The sequence below is a fragment of the Nitrospiraceae bacterium genome (assembly GCA_020632595.1).
Taxonomy (GTDB): Bacteria; Nitrospirota; Nitrospiria; order Nitrospirales; family UBA8639; genus Nitrospira_E.
In genome coordinates, this window is record JACKFF010000002.1 from 347,473 (window position 1) to 362,587 (window position 15,115).

The following is a 15,115-nucleotide window of genomic DNA, read 5'->3' on the forward strand; positions in this document are numbered from 1 at the left end:
CATCTTTTTCCTGCCTGTCATGCCCGACGCGAGCCATCGGAACAAAATTGTTATTCTGAGTTTCCCGCCTCTTTGTCATATATGGACTCCCCCTGTTTTGCAAGCGAGATTTACAACGATGAGGAGCGGGTCTGCGGTCCTATATCCGGCTTCGTGAGGGAACCGTTTTCGTTCCGAGCCTTGATGGTTGTCGCGCGGCAGCTCCTAGGCATTCTGACGGCTTGATGGTTCAGCCGATGACAAGACTCAGGTTTTGCTGCTGCGGGGGTGACCCCGTTCGCCCATCAGTTGGTGTCTCCTGCTACGCAATCCTTGGCAAGCGCTTCTCCGTCTTCGTTACGCGGCCCCGCACATTTTTGTGACATCATACAGCTGCTCCCCGTGGATGAGCGCGAAGGCCATCCGCGCATTCTTATTCGCCAAGGCCACGATCGCCTTCTTCATCCCCCGGCGGGCCACGAGCCGCCGGATCCAACAGCTGAGGCGATCGGGTTTCTCCCCCACTTGCCTCACGACCGCCCGGGCCCCATGAATCAGCAACTGCCGGAGATAGCGCTCTCCCCGTTTACTGATCCCCCCGAGCCGGACCTTCCCTCCCGTGCCGGTGTGCTTGGGGACCAGCCCCAACGTGGCGGCGAAATGGCGGCCGTTCTGAGAGGACTGGCCCGCCGTTTTGCCCCAGAGAGCCGAGGCGCCTAAGGGGCCAATGCCGCGAGCTTGCTCGAGTCGGGAACAGATCGGCTGCGCGGCATTCTCCCGTTTGATCTGAGCCGTCACCGCCTCAATCTTGGCATCCCAATATTGCCACTCCGCCTGTTGGTCGATCAAAAACTGTTGGAGCAGAGGGGCCCATCGCTCGTCGGCTAGCAGGAGGGGCAGCATCTTCCGAACCGCGGCGACTCCCTGGGGAATGGCCACGCCGTATTCCAGTAAGATGCCACGGGTCTGATTCACGAGGGCGGTGCGATTGCTCAGGGAGCGACTCCGGACCCGATGGAGGGCTTGCACGGCCTGCTGCGCTTCGCTCGCCAGGCCGACGAACCGCATCCCCGGCTCTTGCACCGCGCGACAGATCGCTCGGGCATCGGCGGCATCACTCTTATTGGTCTGCACCCACGGTTTGACATACTGCGGAGCGATCAGCCGCACCTCGTGCCCCAGCTTCGTCAGCTCCCGCGCCCAGTAATGAGCCCCGCCACAGGCTTCCATCCCGACGAGGGCGGGCGCCCGATTCGCCAACCACGGCAACACCTTCTTTCGAGACAGCCGGCAACGGGTGATGCCCTGTCCCCCTTCCTCTTCCACGTACACTTCAAACATATTCTTCGCAAGATCGATCCCAATGATGGTACGCTTCATGGTGACTCCTCCTTTAAGTTGAAAGCTGGTTGGTCAGTCGTCCAGCTTGGCACACTCGATGCCGTCCTTAAAGGGGGAGTCCATACCATTATCCTGAGCCGGAGGCGAAGGATCTGTGCCCAACGACCCGACACCAAACCCACTCCTCCGTCATCCCTGCAAGTTGTCAGCGGGATTCCATCTGCACCCCACTCGCCAGTCTCGGTGTAGCCCCGACCCCGACCACTCTATTCCCTCCAGATGGACTGACAAAACCTGCTGTGGTTGTCCCTTTCCAGGGGGTTGGAAGATTCTTGCTAAGTATTCGAGAAACTTATAGGATTACTGGAAGTTTTAAGCTGAGTACGTTGTGATAGGCTGATCAAGCCACAGAGTAATTATAGGTAATAGGAATCCAATGAATAGAGAAGCGGAAGGTTGCAGAGAAAGTTTATCAGTATATAGCTATGTAATAGCGGTGAGCGAAACCCCAGCAGTCTGCACTGCATATTATTCGATACCTCATCGCAGACGTTCGAGGGGGACACAGTGCCCACAGTATTACGAATAGGTCCCTACCGCTTTCATTTTTATTCGGATGAGCGAAATGAACCTCCTCACATTCATGTGCGGACTGGAGAGAGTGAATGTAAATTTTGGCTTGACCCCATCATTCTCGCAAAAAATCGCGGTGTCCCCGCACATCGTTTGAATGAGATTGCCAGCCTCGTTTTTCAAAATCAAAAATTCTTAATGGAGAAATACCATGAATACCACAACCGCTAACGTTGAGTTAGAACAAGACCCCGTAGCCTGCCGAGCGTGGACTGAACAACGCACCATTTTCATCGAACTCTACGATGGGAGGATTATCGGTTTCCCGGCGTCACGATTTCGAAAACTTCGGAAGGCAACAAATGAAGAATTAGGAGAAGTCAAAGTTGAAGTCAATGGGTATGCCTTACGCTGGGAAAACTTAGATGAGGATATTACCGTCCTTGGTATCGTGAACGGCCGTTTCGAACTGCCTCTCGAGGAAAAGACGGTTCTCAAACATGAAAATTGAAAAGGATCTGTGCCCCAAGCAAAACACGCAAGGTCAGCAAAAACCCCTTCCCCCCACCGTTATTCTCGCAGGGCGTTAGCGGGAATCTATCTTATTTAATCTCGTCATCCCCGCAAGTTGTCAGCGGGCATCCAACTTATTCCCCCCATGGTCATCCTAAGCTTAGGCGAAGAATCTGTGCCCGGCCCAACCCCGCACACTGAAATACGACGCCCCTCTGTTATTTCCGACGTTGATCATTTAGCATTTTCCCCGGAAAGCCCCCCAAGAACCCGCAGGCAAAAGTGCATTAGTCTCAACAAGCAGGAAAGTGGAAAATGGGCTGTGAGTCTGTGTGAGTAGAAAGTTCCGATCCCGAGTACTGGTAGGCGAAATTGAACGAAGGTTGAGCTAACCTCCACCTTCAGGTCGACCAACCGGGCTGACGTTCAAATCAAGAGTCGGGCCTTGTTTGAGCCATGCGAGTTGGTCCGCCCCTCCGTTGGCCTGCGTCGGCACGTATTCGTTTTGACCCGACGCCTGCCGGCTGGCCCCCAGGGAGGGACGCTCTTAGCAGCTCGCGGCCCGTGTTTGAGCAGAGCGAGTTGGGCCGCTCTTCTCCGGGTTCGCGACCCTCCCTTCCAATGAAACCAGACGGGGCGTCAATGGTTTTGGGTCCTTTTGCCGAAACAAAAGGACCTCGTCCTTCGGGGGCGAAACCCCGCAGAAAAAAGTAGGACATTCTCAATAAGCAAAAAGGTAAGTAGGGAACTGCGAGGAAATGTGAATGTAAAACCTGCCCTTAAACCGATTCAAGACCAAACGAACGGCACCGACTCAACCCGGCTTATGATAGCCATACACCCGGTTTAACACTTCTGACAAAATCTCTTCATGTAGCGCTTCCGCTTCCTCCCAGGTGGAGCAGCGGCGGCAGGTTTGATCAAGATCGCCACCAAACACCATCGTTTCAAACAGGAGGGGAGGGCCGGCGAAGAATTGATGGTCAATCCCGAGGAACACGGTCGACACCTCAATGTCTGCGACCTTTGTATGACTCACAACCCGATCAGCCGTTTCCACCCATTCGCCAAATTCCTTGGCACTCGAAACGGGAACGACGACCTGGTTGCGTAAAATATAGAATCGCATGCTCAGACCTCCCGGTTAGATTCGACGCCACCGTGGTCTCTTCCTTCATAGCATACGACATGATGCCAATCTCTGGCCTTCCACATCAACACCGGCGACGAAATTTCCTCATCTGCAAGTAACCCCCCTCTTCATGAAGAAGAAATTGGAAGCCGGGTTGCGTCTCATGAGGAATCGATGACAATATGGGCCTTCCTTTTTCAGAATGTAGGAAGATAAATTGGTCAGGCCCGGTTGTGGCTTGATGACCATCTCTATTCACGCACAAGAGGATGACACATGACTGAAGAACAGAAGCCCGTGTTTACCATAGAGAAAATCTACGTCAGGGATTTGTCCTTGGAAGTCCCTCATGCACCCGGCATTTTCCGGGAGGGTGGAGCCCCACAGGTTCATGTCGAATTAAAGACCCAACATGCCCGCGTGGAAGAGGGCATGTATGATGCGTCCGTGACGGTGACCGTGACGGCCAAGGTCAATGAAAAAATCATGTTTATCGTGGAGGTGGAACAGGCTGGCATTTTTCGGATTCGCCATGTCCCGGAAACGGAAATGGGTGCGGTGTTAGGGATCGGATGTGCGAATATTCTCTTTCCCTATGTTCGTGAGACGGTATCTGATGCGGTGACACGGGGAGGGTTCCCGACCGTCATGCTCAACCCGGTGAATTTTGAAGCCCTGTATCATCAGCAGCAACAACAACAAACGACACCCGATTCCGCGGCCACCATCCACTGAGGCAGCTTCTCGGGCGAAGTGCTTTCTTGATAGGTTTTTAGAGATTGCCGTGAGGGGATGGTTGAGATACGGTAAATTCATGCGAACCACAAATGATACCGTGCAAAAGACGATTCCGGCGAACGAAATCAAGCGGAGGGGACTTTCGGTCATTGACAAAGCTTTGAAGAAGGGGCCAGTGCATGTGCTCAAGAACAACGAACCCGTCTATGTCATCATGGCAGAAGATCAATATCGGGAACTGGCGAAGCGGTATCGTAAGTCGTACCTGAATCGAATTCGCCGCTCATTGAAGGATCTTAAGCAAGGGCGTGTCCGTCCCCATACAGCCCAAACTCTCATCGACGAACTTCACCTCGAAGCCTAATGTGTACGCTGGCCAAGACCAGCTATTTTGATCGGCGCGTGGCCAAGTTCACGCGAACTCACCCCGAACAGAAAAAACAACTCGCCAAAGGTCTCAGAGGATGAGAAGCCGATCCGTTTCAACCCTCTCTCCGCCTGCACGCTCTCAAAGGGGAATTGGAAGGACTGCATGTCGTCAGCCTGACTCATGCCTACCGTATTACTTTGACATGACGAATTACCAGAAAAGAAATTGTGTTACTCGATATCGGAACCCATGATGAGGTCTATCGATAAAATCTTCACAAGATAATGGCCACGAAGGAAAAACCCTCGCAGTTATTGTCCGCCCGTGGGTTTGCCTCGGTACGGTTGCATTTTGATCCGACGCCTGCCGGCTGGCCCCAAGGAGGGACGCTCTGAGCATCTCGCGGACCTTGTTTGAGCCCTGCGAGTTGGGCCGCTCTTCAAAGTTGGCGTCCCTCCTCTTCGATCAGGCCAGACGGGGCGTCAATGGTTTTGGGTCCTTTTGCCGAAACAAAAGGACCTCGGCTGCCGGGCCGACCCCCGGCATCTAATCTAAAAGACAAGTTATATCCATCTTCCCCTCCGTCTCCTGCCAGTAGTCATCGGGAATCCATTTTCCCATTTTCATTCAGACCTGCAGTACATATCGGGCATCCATCTTATCCCCTGCATTGTCATCATGAGCAGCAGGTGAGGATCTGTACCCGGCCCAACCAAGCGGTGCAGGCATGGGCAAGGCGTGCAAAGAGTGAATCATTAAAACAGCAATAACGTAAAGATTCACAAGGGTGTCGTACTCACGGCAGAGGAATTTGGATGAGGTCGCCGGGTTGAATCGCCCTGAGGATGTCCTGGATAACCGGGAGTAACGTCACCACCAAGGAAACCTGATTGGTGGGAAGAACGATAATGGAAAGCCGGTGATCTTTCAGGTTCTGTTGATAACGAAGGTTCTTGTCTGCGGTAATCAAAACGGTGAATTGTTGGCTGGCAGCCGCGAGCAAATCACCATTTTTCATCCCCATCCATCCCATCTCCTGGACTGTGGAAATGGAAAACTCGTGAAGACGAATTTTAACAACCCGTGGAACGGATTCGTCTAGAAGAATGGTCAAGTTCGGTGAGCAAGTTTCAGAAGGGTTGATTTGGAAAACTCAAGCACTTGGACGGCTTGATCACGGGTGACGGTAGGAAAATTCTCAAGAAATCCGTCCAAGGTCAGTCCGGCTTCCAAATTTGTGATGAGCGCGTCTACCGGAACACGGGTACCCTTAAACACGGGTGCCCCGCTCAGGATGCCTGGATCAATCGTAATAGGTAATCGTTGAAGTTCTTGTTCTTCTATGACAAGCGACGACATCGTAATCCCTTTCTTTAAGGTCTTCTAGAAAGAACTATATCCGGGAATAAGGGTGAAGTCTAATATTCAAAGGGTACCCGGTTTAAGACAAACACGAGATTGAAAATGAGTCGGGTTGAATAACGCCATCATGGACGGCTAACAAGTGCGGAAGGGAACGATGAGGCACAGAGTTATCCGACAACGCGGCCTCGCAGATAATTTCCAAATTGCGGACCACGGCATCGAAAACCAGTTCATCACGTTGGAAGGCTTCCAGTGTCAGGCCGTTGGTCTAGCGAAGCACTGTATTGGCGGCTTCCAGAATATCCTCCAGGAAAAACGTCCAATCACGCGACACGAATCAAATCCTTTTCGATCAAAGGACGCATGCGAGGCTTCACGGTATCCTCAAGGACCAAATCGACATTCGTCTGGAAAAGATCCTCCAAATAAAACTTGAGATCCATATAAGCATCGAAAGTGGGGGAGGCTTGAAACTCCACAAGAACATCGATATCGCTTCCCTCGTGCATCTCATCACGGGCTGCCGACCCAAAAATACCCAATGTCTTAATGGCAAATCGGCGAACGATTTCCTCGCGCCTGCTGCGCAATAACGAGACAAGATTCTTGTGATTCATGACATCGCCTCCACATGAACGTCTGCTTCCTGCCATCCCTAAAGATGTCAGAGCCATCCAGACAACGCAACGATGGGTGCCTTATGTCAGTTCATCGTCATTCTGCTGGCGGAACCTTACCAAAAACGATTCAGCTTAGCATTATGTCGGCTCGAAGCGAAGACTCATCCCGGTATTCCAAAGAATCATCCTTAACCGTGCTGGTTTTCCCTTTGCCAAGGCACCATGTGATATGCCCGGACAACTGTTATCGGGTATTCATCTACATGCAGACTTGAACAATGAGGAGTAAAGGTCACAGGTCAAAAGGCGGGACTTCCCTTTCATTATCGGGAGGCGCGAGGAGGTTTCTTTCGGATGGTTCCCGGACCAGAACAGCCTGGCAAAAGAAAAATGGGTTGTCATCCTGAGCAGCAGCGAAGGATCTGAGCCCACCCTAATCCGGCCTATCGAAATATTACGCCGTCCGTCCTTCCAGGTGGTCGTAAGTGGGTGGGGCAGCTGGCTAAGGAGGGACGCTCTTCAAAGGTTGGCGTCCTCCCTCTCCCACTATGGCCAGACAGGGCGTCAATGGTTTTAGCCACTTTGCCGAAACAAAAAGTGGCTCGGCTTCTGAGCCGACCCCGGCATCTAATATCTAAAATCGAGAACCCGTCTTCAATCCTCCACCCAACCGGATTAGAGAAATCAGAAAGGAGAAATTCCCTCTCACGCCAACACAGATTTTTAACAGAAACAGGGGAGAAAAGAAAGGGCGCCCTGGAGCTACAGGGGAACGAAGACGCTACAGATGTCGTATTGCAGACTTGACCCCCCAGTCAAACGCCTGCCGGCTGGCCACAGGAGGGACGCTCTTGGCAGCTAGCGGACCTTGTTTGAGCCTGCGAGTTGGGGCGCTCTTCCAAGTTGGCGTCCCTCCTCTTCCCGATCAGGCCAGGCGGGGCGTCAATGGTTTTGCCTGAGTCCTTTTTGCCGAAACAAAAGTACCTCGGCACCACCAGGCTGAAACCCAGCATGATTGTTCCCAATCAATGGTCGAAAGATTTTACCTTAGAGGCATCGCGGAGGGGGCGCTCCCAATAACGCATTGCACTCTCGTCCCCAGAATCCACAATAACGTTCGTGTTCTGAAATGGTACGGCACCCTCCTCGGCGGATACCGATTTGCCGCCACCCGTGTTGTTGAAGATAAGGAATCGACGTCGAAGTACACGGTGGCCATGCCGGCCAGTGGGAGAGGCAATTAGAGTCAACTGAGTTTCCCCACGACTGAAGGTGGCTATTGACGTTGATCGTTCCATCTCAGGACGATGCTGCAGTTGAAGGCCTTTCAAGAAGTTGCGCAAAATTTGGTCTTGGCATTTGCGATAGTGTTTATGATCAGGTCTGCGAAAAAATGCACTCAGCTCATGCTTGCTCATACGAAAATCAGCCAAAGCCAATATCGACAAGATGTCATCAGCTTGTAAATTGAAGGCGATTTTCAGTTTGACGAAAATAATATTATTGTTGAGCCGTTGTTCCGGTTCAGGCTGCGCGCCATCTTTCTTGCCACGCCTATCGTTAATCAAACCATTGAGAAACGTGGCGAACATGGTGTCAGGACATTCCGCAAAATCCGGATCATCATCTTTTTTTAACCACGCACTCACCTCTGCTCGTGTCACGGTCTGGTTGGCCTGCGCAAAGACATCAATCATTTTGGAATCACCAAAATCCAGGATGTAGCGAATTCGACGCAGGCAATAATTATTGTTCATGTCGGTGTTCCCGTGCCTTCCTGGTGCTCTGTACCACGAGTTGGTAAGAGTTGGATTTGAATGTTTTCATTAGCGAGAGCGCGACCGTATAACCGGCCATTATGGCCTTGTTGAATAAATCTCAAAAATCACCGGAATATGCACGAGAAAAATTCAGGCATCAGCAGCTGACGGGAATGTTCAAAAACGTCATCCAGCAAGGCCACAGCCATTTTGGCGTCCGGAGCGTACCCTCAGTACGTGAGTACGACAAAACGGCGAGAACGCCGCTGGTGGCTTTTTTCAACATTCCCATTATGGCCTTTCGCGTTTGCGTGTGGACTTTCCCATTGAGCAGGACCTGCCCCAGCCAGAAACAGTTTAACGTACATGCAGTCACGACCCGACCACCGGCAATAAAAGGTCAAAAGAAACTCTCCCTCGCCCTTGTAGGTTAGGAGCAAAGGTGGGAGTGATGTGAATGGAAGCTCTGCCGCTGCAGCACGAACAGTGTTTCTTCTGTAGTCCGACGCCTGCCGGCTGGCCCACAGGAGGGACGCTCTGGTATGTGGAGGCCCTTGTGTGTGAGCTCGGCAGGTTGGGCCGCTCTTCGCAGGAGTTAGCGTCCCTCCTCTGCAATGAGGCCAGACCCAGCAGAACGTCAATGGTTTTGGGCCCTTTGCCGAAACAAAAGGGCCTCGTCGTTTGAGGCGGAAACCCCGAAGGTTCTCCCTCGGCTGCCCGCACCCCGCATTTAAAGACAAAGGGCCATCCATCCTCATTCGCACCAGAGCGAGAGGTAAACCAAAAGGCTCTTCTCATTCAACTTTCCGCCTCAGTCCATAGAATCGGAGAAAAGTAGAGCGCCCTCGAAGTATCGTAAGCTTTTCTGCGACGCCATTCCCCCAATCGACAGCGACAGGGTACAGCTCTACCGACCGCACTTACCGATCACCGCGTGAAGGCTGGTTAAAGGGGGTGCGAAGGGGTGGCAGGATTGTAGACATTCGCGGGATTCAGGGGATTATCGGATTGTATTGGTTAGCGGGATTGAAGGATTATTGGGAACATATAGCGATTGGCCGGGTTGACGGGATTTCGGGATCGAACTGATTGGCAGGATTGAACGGATTGTCAGGAGCATAGAGTTTGAGCAGGTTCAGGGGTTGTCCGGAACATAGCGGTGTGATTAAAGATGTTGTAGCCGCGCTCGTACTTCTCGTCAAAGCCATCTCGGCTAGCAAGCAAAACGGAGCGGAAGAAGCACTGCAGCCAGGATGAAAACACACGCATACCGCACCTTTTGAACGACGTGAAGAGACACAGCTGTTGTTATTCACCGATATACGTTCCCCGTCATTTCCTCGGGCCATAAGAGAACTCTCCCGGTTGTTAGCCTGAGCTTCCTTCCGCATTGTCATCTTGATCCGCATTCGACTTCGCTCAGGTCAAAGGCGCAGCGAAGGATCTGAGCCTAACGAATCCACCTATCTTCGAAACGCGACTGACCTCCATCATTTCTAATCGGGCATCCATCAGCCTCGCGCACGCCAGCATGGTCATCCTGAGCAGCAGTGGGATCCGAGCCCAACCGCACCCACATATCGAAACCCGATGCTTCTCCGTCATCCCTGCAGGTCGTTCGTGGGCATCCACCTTCGTTCACCATACTCGAATGAGATTGGAGAAAATGGAAAGGAAAAATTCCCACTCGTTTCGAAACACGGTCTTGGGCATTACAAACAGGGGAAGGAAGAAGAGCCCTAGAGCTAAAAAGGAAAGCAATAAAGCCGTTGTATTGAAAGACCTGACACCAAGAACTTAATCTGGATTCTGGTCGTCGAGCCAGATCAATGCCCTCCAGACATTTTGTGAACATGAAGGGAGTTCTGTGTAATGTCCTGCCCACCAACAGGATTATCATGCGAATATACGACCTTGTGCGAGTTTGGAAGCTTGACTCCCAAGATTCCTACTATGTATAGGGCTTTCAGGAGTTCTAGCTTTACTTGTTTAAGAGTAATCGCTCCTTCTAGATACATATTCTGTAGATTTCTTAACCAGGCGCTCTTATCGCACCGACTATCTGAGAGAATCTGATCTGCATCTTCATCAGAGAAATTTTCTAGATAGAACTTGTATTTAACTTTCCTAAGGACCGGGTAGAGGGCAGCGTCCAAAGTACGTATCCTTCCATTCGTCCAATAACTGATTGCAGGCATTGTCTGAATATCAATTTCCGCCCTCCATAAGTTTGTCCATGTCGGAACTGCGGCCCATTCAGACTGCTCAAGATACCAAATTGTAAAATTGGATCAAATCTCTTGGGCGCATTAGAGTTCTTTCCATTACATACCAATCGCATCTAATTTGTTTTTCTTTGAGGTTGTTGGAAGAATCTCTTAGTGTCGGAGCAGTTTGGGTATATTCTTGCCTGAAAGCAGTTCTAATCTTTTATCGAGAGATTGAATCAAATCATCCCTTCCCCATCTTAACCGTACCGTTACATCATCCCATTTCTCTCGCTGTGGCTCATGAAGTTCCGCATGTGTTGAAAAACACTTACGGTAATAATATCTTCTCTCAGAGAACCCAATGATAACCTTTACTCCTTTTAGCCTTCGATTCAGTTCAAGAATAACCGTTAAGTAAGAGGATTTTATTAAATTCAAATAAAGGTCATCGTCAGGCATCCAATTCGTATCAAATCATCGATCAATAAGCAGTACCGCTTCTTATGATCATTAAAACCTGATACTCCAGAGTCTGAACAACCTTGTTTAAGATCTGCGATTGAATAATCAGAAACGATACGCTGTGTTTCTCACAACGTCTGCCTCAACGTGGCGTTCAAATCCCTTCCTGTTGTTGGCTGCCCTGTGGCTTTAATCCCCATGCAGTCTAGTCCGAGATGCGGCTACTCCTCATCTTCTTTAAGCTTAGTTGTTAAGTCTCATGAATCTTTATGTAAGGTATCACTCTTTGTCAATAATCCCCTCCGTAATCCTGCAAGTATTGCCGCGCAATGACTTCCCTTTCACTGTAGGATTATTGGAGCTTACTTATATCGAATATTTGCGAAGAGCGCCAGAGATGTCGTCTTCTTCATTGCCATATCGCATACGGATTAGCTCAAGTATGCACACGTGACGCCAAGATGCGCTAGAAAACATCCAGATTTGTTCCCATCCACTAATAGTTTTGAGTGGGGCTGCTATGCGGGTACTGCATTGCAGTTCTTCAGGATTTAATGCTGAAACACGCTCAACGCTTTTTAATATGCTCAATGAGGCCGTTTTCCGCTGCCCGTTCTTACTTTGCTTAAGCTAGCTTGGGCCCTATTTCCATCAATATGAGGTCGTAGCGCCATATCCAAGATCAATAAACGCTGCCGATAAAGAGTTCATCATGCTCGGCAGACAAAGCATAAACACGAATACCTTTTTAATTTAATTTTCGCCACTTTTACCTTCCCTCATGAAGTTCAGTTTATGCAAAAAAGTTTTATTTGTTAAATTAATTGGAGAAGTCAGATACCATCTGTGCTGTACCCAGCTAATTTGCTTCATTGTTGAAAGGCAATTCAGAGTTAAAACATTGGCTTTGGAGGATGACTCTCATGAGTTCTGGGTTTTCGGATTGAATTGGTAATGAGTTGGGTTTTTCAATTTGTCCACACAGGGCCATGAGTTCGCCACTTTGGCGACGATGCGGTGTTGTTCAGCGGAGGGTGGGGAGACCGATGACTAGGATGAGCAGTATAGACTGATTGATTTTGCATGGTTGCTCCGACCGCTGAGCCCCAGATATTCGCGAACAAAGGGGGCGATTAGGGTCACGAAAGTTAGGGAAGAGAAATTTTGGAAGTCGGAGGTGGAGCTCCCAGTGCCACAAAGCCAACCATGTTCCTGTTTAGTTACGAATGCGCATCGGCCCATTTCCTCGTCGTGCCATTACGATATCGCCTTACGAAGTTTGAATGTGGAAGTCTCTCTCTAATGTTTTTTGGCCCTACGGCCATTTTTCTCGACAGGAACCAATCCTTCGTTTTGATAGACGCAGGTTGATCACAGAAATTCCACCTTTCTGATATTCAGCTCTGATGCTTAGCGAACTTTAAAGGGCCTGTTTTGCAGCTCAATGAGAATCTGACTGATACGCGGCCTGCATCCCGGCTTTAGTTTAAAAGGCTTATTCGTCCGTACGAGCGGACAGCTGTTAGCTTTTCCGGTCCTAATCTTCCCCCCTTTGACAGCGTTCGCTTCTCGGCCTGAATGCGTTTGAGGAGTTCAGAGGCGGATTCGTCCGTGGGGTCTTGCTCCACCTGAACACGCGGACGGCGAGGTTGAGATGGTTTTGGCGAGTTGTTTGATGTGGTCGGGGCGGGTGGTGAGGCGCAGGAGAATTGGTTAATGCGAAGCGGGGCGGCGTGTTCTCCAGGCGCGTCGGGCTCGCGCCATTGTTCAGAAGTGATGTAAAGCCGAGGCCACCATCCGATCCTTCGGCTTTCCGCTCCTTTTTGCGCTGCGTCAACCGATCACACAGCGCCATCAGATTCATCCGCCAGCAGCGATGCGATGTTGTTGTTCGGCGAGGGAGGGAGGGGAAAAGGAAAGAAAACTCAAGATTGCCCTCTTGAAATTCGACTCGCGTTGTTCCCGCTGCCTTCGATTCGACATTCCGGGCAAAATGAGAGAGTTGATCGCACATGGACAACATAGGGAGGCTTCAAAGTCAGGACTGCCGAGACGAAGCACCACCCAACGTCAACAACAGTAACGGAAGATTTTCAGGTCGCCTGGAAATAGGCACGCTCTTCCCAGTGGATCGGGCATGCGTGCAATCAAGGATGTCGCCAGGAATTAGAATTGTGCAAAGTGCAAGTCGAAGCAGTTGCTTTATTCATGAACCGTGAAGAACGATTTCTAAACTCTCCCGAAACCTATGTCAGCGAGTTCAGATAGGCCGCACATCGCCACTTAGATTACTGGTGCTTTTGATTTAACCAGTCGCCATCCAATAAATAAGCCTGCCGGAGTAGCGAAATTCCGAGTGGGACGAAGGCCCAGCAGAAGAATCAGCCGAACTGCTTTCTTGCTCTACTTGAAATAGAAACGCACCATACTTGCAATCTTTCCCTCAACTTCATCGCCTCGCCCTCTGGTTTGAATCCGCTTGAGCAGTTCGGATGCAGGTTCGTCCCTTGGATCTTGCTCAACCAGTTTTCCCCGCACGGCTAGATCGAGGGATGAAGCGACGCAGGCAAATGGCATCAGGTGCTTCAGCGATGCGGTCGAAATGGGCGAGGAGTTGGGCCATTCATCGCAGCAGGGGCCTTTTTCCAGAATGGCTTTGAGCTGGTCGCGTAGGTTGGCGGTTTCTTTCTCTCCGCCGCCTCGAGTTTTGGGAGTTCTTCCGGGTCGCCATGGTCATCTGACCACGGTGTGGGAGTTTTTACAATCAGATTGTAGCCACGGTTTGACTTCGTCAGCAGTGACTTTTCCAGGCGACTTCGGTTTCTTGCAGCCCTTGCGTTTGGCTCACCCACCAGTCGATGCAGGGCTTTAGATGTTCAAAGCGGATCGGTCTGGTCATCGAAATCAGGCTTTTGTCCTTCAGAGGATTTGGTGCTCGCGTAAAACCCAGATGTCATGGTGGGTTCGCCTTCTCGAAAGAACAGGAGGTTGTGCCAATGGGCGTAGGGTTTTGAAGACTGTTGGGCAGGAGCGAACGATGGTGTGGAGGTTGCGCACTCTTCAAAGTGGTGTTGGTGACTGCTTTGAGGCGGGTTTGACGCCTTCGCCGAATCAGCGAGCCGTCCGGGGCAGGACGACGGCAGCACGTCCTCGGTTTCAGCAGACGCACGATGAGGCCAGGAAGAGATCAGCTGTTTCGCGCGTTTTGAAAGTGTTTTGGGGAAGTTGCTTTCGATGCCGTCTTCTTCCTTGCCGCCGAAGGGTGGATTGGTGAGAGGACAATGTCCGCGGTCTGACTGAAAGGTGTAACTGATATAGGGCGAAACCAAGGGTGTTGTCGGCGTGGCGGACGAAGAAGGGATCGTCAATACCGTGGAGCATGTTGGTGACGCAGAGCATGTGCCGGAAGCTGTTTTTCGCAGGCGCGGAGCTGCTGCATGTCTTCTCGTCCTTCGGCGTTTTGACATGTAGCGGTCCCGCATGTGACGGAGGAACAGGTAGAGAGGAACCCTCCGGTGCCGCAGGATGGGTCAGGAGAATTTCGCCAGGGTGCGGAGTCCGATTCGGTCAGCCATAAAGGCGGTAACGGCGCGTGGGGTGTAGTATTCGCCTGCGTTCCCGGCGCTTTGGAGATCGTTCAAGATCATTCGTAGATATCTCGAAGTGCTGCGTTCGGTGAGGAGTTATTGAAGTCGATACCATTGATTCTTGTTGATGACCTGGCGCAGGCTGGCCGGACTTCATATAGTTGTAGAGCGTCTTCTGAAGACATCCCGCACGACGCGACGGCGTCCGTCTTTAGCCGTGGTTAAGCTCCTTGAGTGAGGGGAAGAGTTCATCGTTGACGAGCCATGAGTTCATCGCCGTGTTATTACCGCTAAGGGTCAGCCGCCCAGGTGCGCCACTGGAATTTTTCGGAATGGGCGACCAGTAACCCTCCTGCATCATTTCCAATTCCTGATCCTGGTCGTGATAATGATTTTGAGGAAGAACATCAGCGAAGTTGCGAGATGCGCTGGGCGTCCCCCATCCACGCCGCTGTCCTGGCGCAT

Annotated in this window: 11 protein-coding genes; 4 read left to right on the top strand and 7 right to left on the bottom strand. The window is 51.2% G+C overall.

Annotated features, from left to right (window positions below; genetic code table 11):
* Positions 1 to 336: 336 nt before the first annotated feature.
* The gene (locus tag H6750_06590) at positions 337 to 1,359 is read right to left on the bottom strand and encodes an IS110 family transposase (protein ID MCB9773979.1); all 1,023 of its coding nucleotides are present in this window, start codon (positions 1,357 to 1,359) and stop codon (positions 337 to 339) included.
* A gap of 528 nt (positions 1,360 to 1,887) precedes the next feature.
* On the opposite strand from H6750_06590, the gene H6750_06595 reads away from it, so the two are divergent.
* A complete protein-coding gene (locus tag H6750_06595; protein MCB9773980.1) occupies positions 1,888 to 2,124 on the top strand; it encodes a DUF4160 domain-containing protein in 237 nt (78 codons plus the stop codon).
* Positions 2,105 to 2,404 carry a DUF2442 domain-containing protein gene (locus tag H6750_06600; protein ID MCB9773981.1) on the top strand — a complete coding sequence of 100 codons (300 nt, stop codon included), beginning with the start codon at positions 2,105 to 2,107 and terminating at the stop codon, positions 2,402 to 2,404. The genes H6750_06595 and H6750_06600 overlap by 20 nt, the downstream gene beginning before the upstream one ends.
* Positions 2,405 to 3,220: 816 nt before the next feature.
* Here H6750_06600 and H6750_06605 read toward each other — a convergent pair.
* Positions 3,221 to 3,535 carry a hypothetical protein gene (locus H6750_06605; protein MCB9773982.1) on the bottom strand — a complete coding sequence of 105 codons (315 nt, stop codon included), beginning with the start codon at positions 3,533 to 3,535 and terminating at the stop codon, positions 3,221 to 3,223.
* A 279-nt stretch (positions 3,536 to 3,814) separates the two neighbouring features.
* Between H6750_06605 and secB the strand changes: the two genes are divergently transcribed.
* Together secB and H6750_06615 are read left to right on the top strand one after the other, a co-directional pair.
* Positions 3,815 to 4,273 (top strand): protein-export chaperone SecB, encoded by a 459-nt coding sequence (gene secB, locus H6750_06610; protein ID MCB9773983.1) that lies wholly within the window; start codon positions 3,815 to 3,817, stop codon positions 4,271 to 4,273.
* Positions 4,274 to 4,352: 79 nt separating this feature from the next.
* Positions 4,353 to 4,640, top strand: a complete 288-nt coding sequence (locus H6750_06615; GenBank protein ID MCB9773984.1) for a type II toxin-antitoxin system Phd/YefM family antitoxin — start codon at positions 4,353 to 4,355, stop codon at positions 4,638 to 4,640.
* An 802-nt stretch (positions 4,641 to 5,442) separates the two neighbouring features.
* Here the strand turns inward: H6750_06615 and H6750_06620 are convergent.
* From H6750_06620 to H6750_06640, 5 genes are all read right to left on the bottom strand, one after another.
* Positions 5,443 to 5,760, bottom strand: a complete 318-nt coding sequence (locus H6750_06620; protein MCB9773985.1) for a DUF5615 family PIN-like protein — start codon at positions 5,758 to 5,760, stop codon at positions 5,443 to 5,445.
* A complete protein-coding gene (locus tag H6750_06625; protein MCB9773986.1) occupies positions 5,757 to 6,005 on the bottom strand; it encodes a DUF433 domain-containing protein in 249 nt (82 codons plus the stop codon). Before H6750_06625 ends, H6750_06620 begins: the two co-directional genes overlap by 4 nt.
* 329 nt (positions 6,006 to 6,334) lie before the next feature.
* Positions 6,335 to 6,628, bottom strand: a complete 294-nt coding sequence (locus H6750_06630; protein MCB9773987.1) for a nucleotidyltransferase family protein — start codon at positions 6,626 to 6,628, stop codon at positions 6,335 to 6,337.
* A gap of 1,028 nt (positions 6,629 to 7,656) precedes the next feature.
* Positions 7,657 to 8,388 (bottom strand): DUF1456 family protein, encoded by a 732-nt coding sequence (locus H6750_06635; GenBank protein MCB9773988.1) that lies wholly within the window; start codon positions 8,386 to 8,388, stop codon positions 7,657 to 7,659.
* A gap of 5,551 nt (positions 8,389 to 13,939) precedes the next feature.
* On the bottom strand, positions 13,940 to 14,530 hold the full coding sequence (locus H6750_06640) for a hypothetical protein (protein MCB9773989.1): 591 nt from the start codon (positions 14,528 to 14,530) through the stop codon (positions 13,940 to 13,942).
* Positions 14,531 to 15,115: the final 585 nt, after the last annotated feature.

Excerpts from the sequence above, each read along its gene's own strand:
- H6750_06600 (MCB9773981.1), top strand. The coding sequence starts at position 2,105 with ATGAATACCACAACCGCTAACGTTGAGTTAGAACAAGACCCCGTAGCC.
- H6750_06590 (MCB9773979.1), bottom strand. The coding sequence starts at position 1,359 with ATGAAGCGTACCATCATTGGGATCGATCTTGCGAAGAATATGTTTGAA.
- H6750_06640 (MCB9773989.1), bottom strand. The coding sequence starts at position 14,530 with ATGTCAAAACGCCGAAGGACGAGAAGACATGCAGCAGCTCCGCGCCTG.
- secB (MCB9773983.1), top strand. The coding sequence starts at position 3,815 with ATGACTGAAGAACAGAAGCCCGTGTTTACCATAGAGAAAATCTACGTC.
- H6750_06605 (MCB9773982.1), bottom strand. The coding sequence starts at position 3,535 with ATGCGATTCTATATTTTACGCAACCAGGTCGTCGTTCCCGTTTCGAGT.
- H6750_06615 (MCB9773984.1), top strand. The coding sequence starts at position 4,353 with ATGCGAACCACAAATGATACCGTGCAAAAGACGATTCCGGCGAACGAA.
- H6750_06635 (MCB9773988.1), bottom strand. The coding sequence starts at position 8,388 with ATGAACAATAATTATTGCCTGCGTCGAATTCGCTACATCCTGGATTTT.
- H6750_06630 (MCB9773987.1), bottom strand. The coding sequence starts at position 6,628 with ATGAATCACAAGAATCTTGTCTCGTTATTGCGCAGCAGGCGCGAGGAA.
- H6750_06625 (MCB9773986.1), bottom strand. The coding sequence starts at position 6,005 with ATGTCGTCGCTTGTCATAGAAGAACAAGAACTTCAACGATTACCTATT.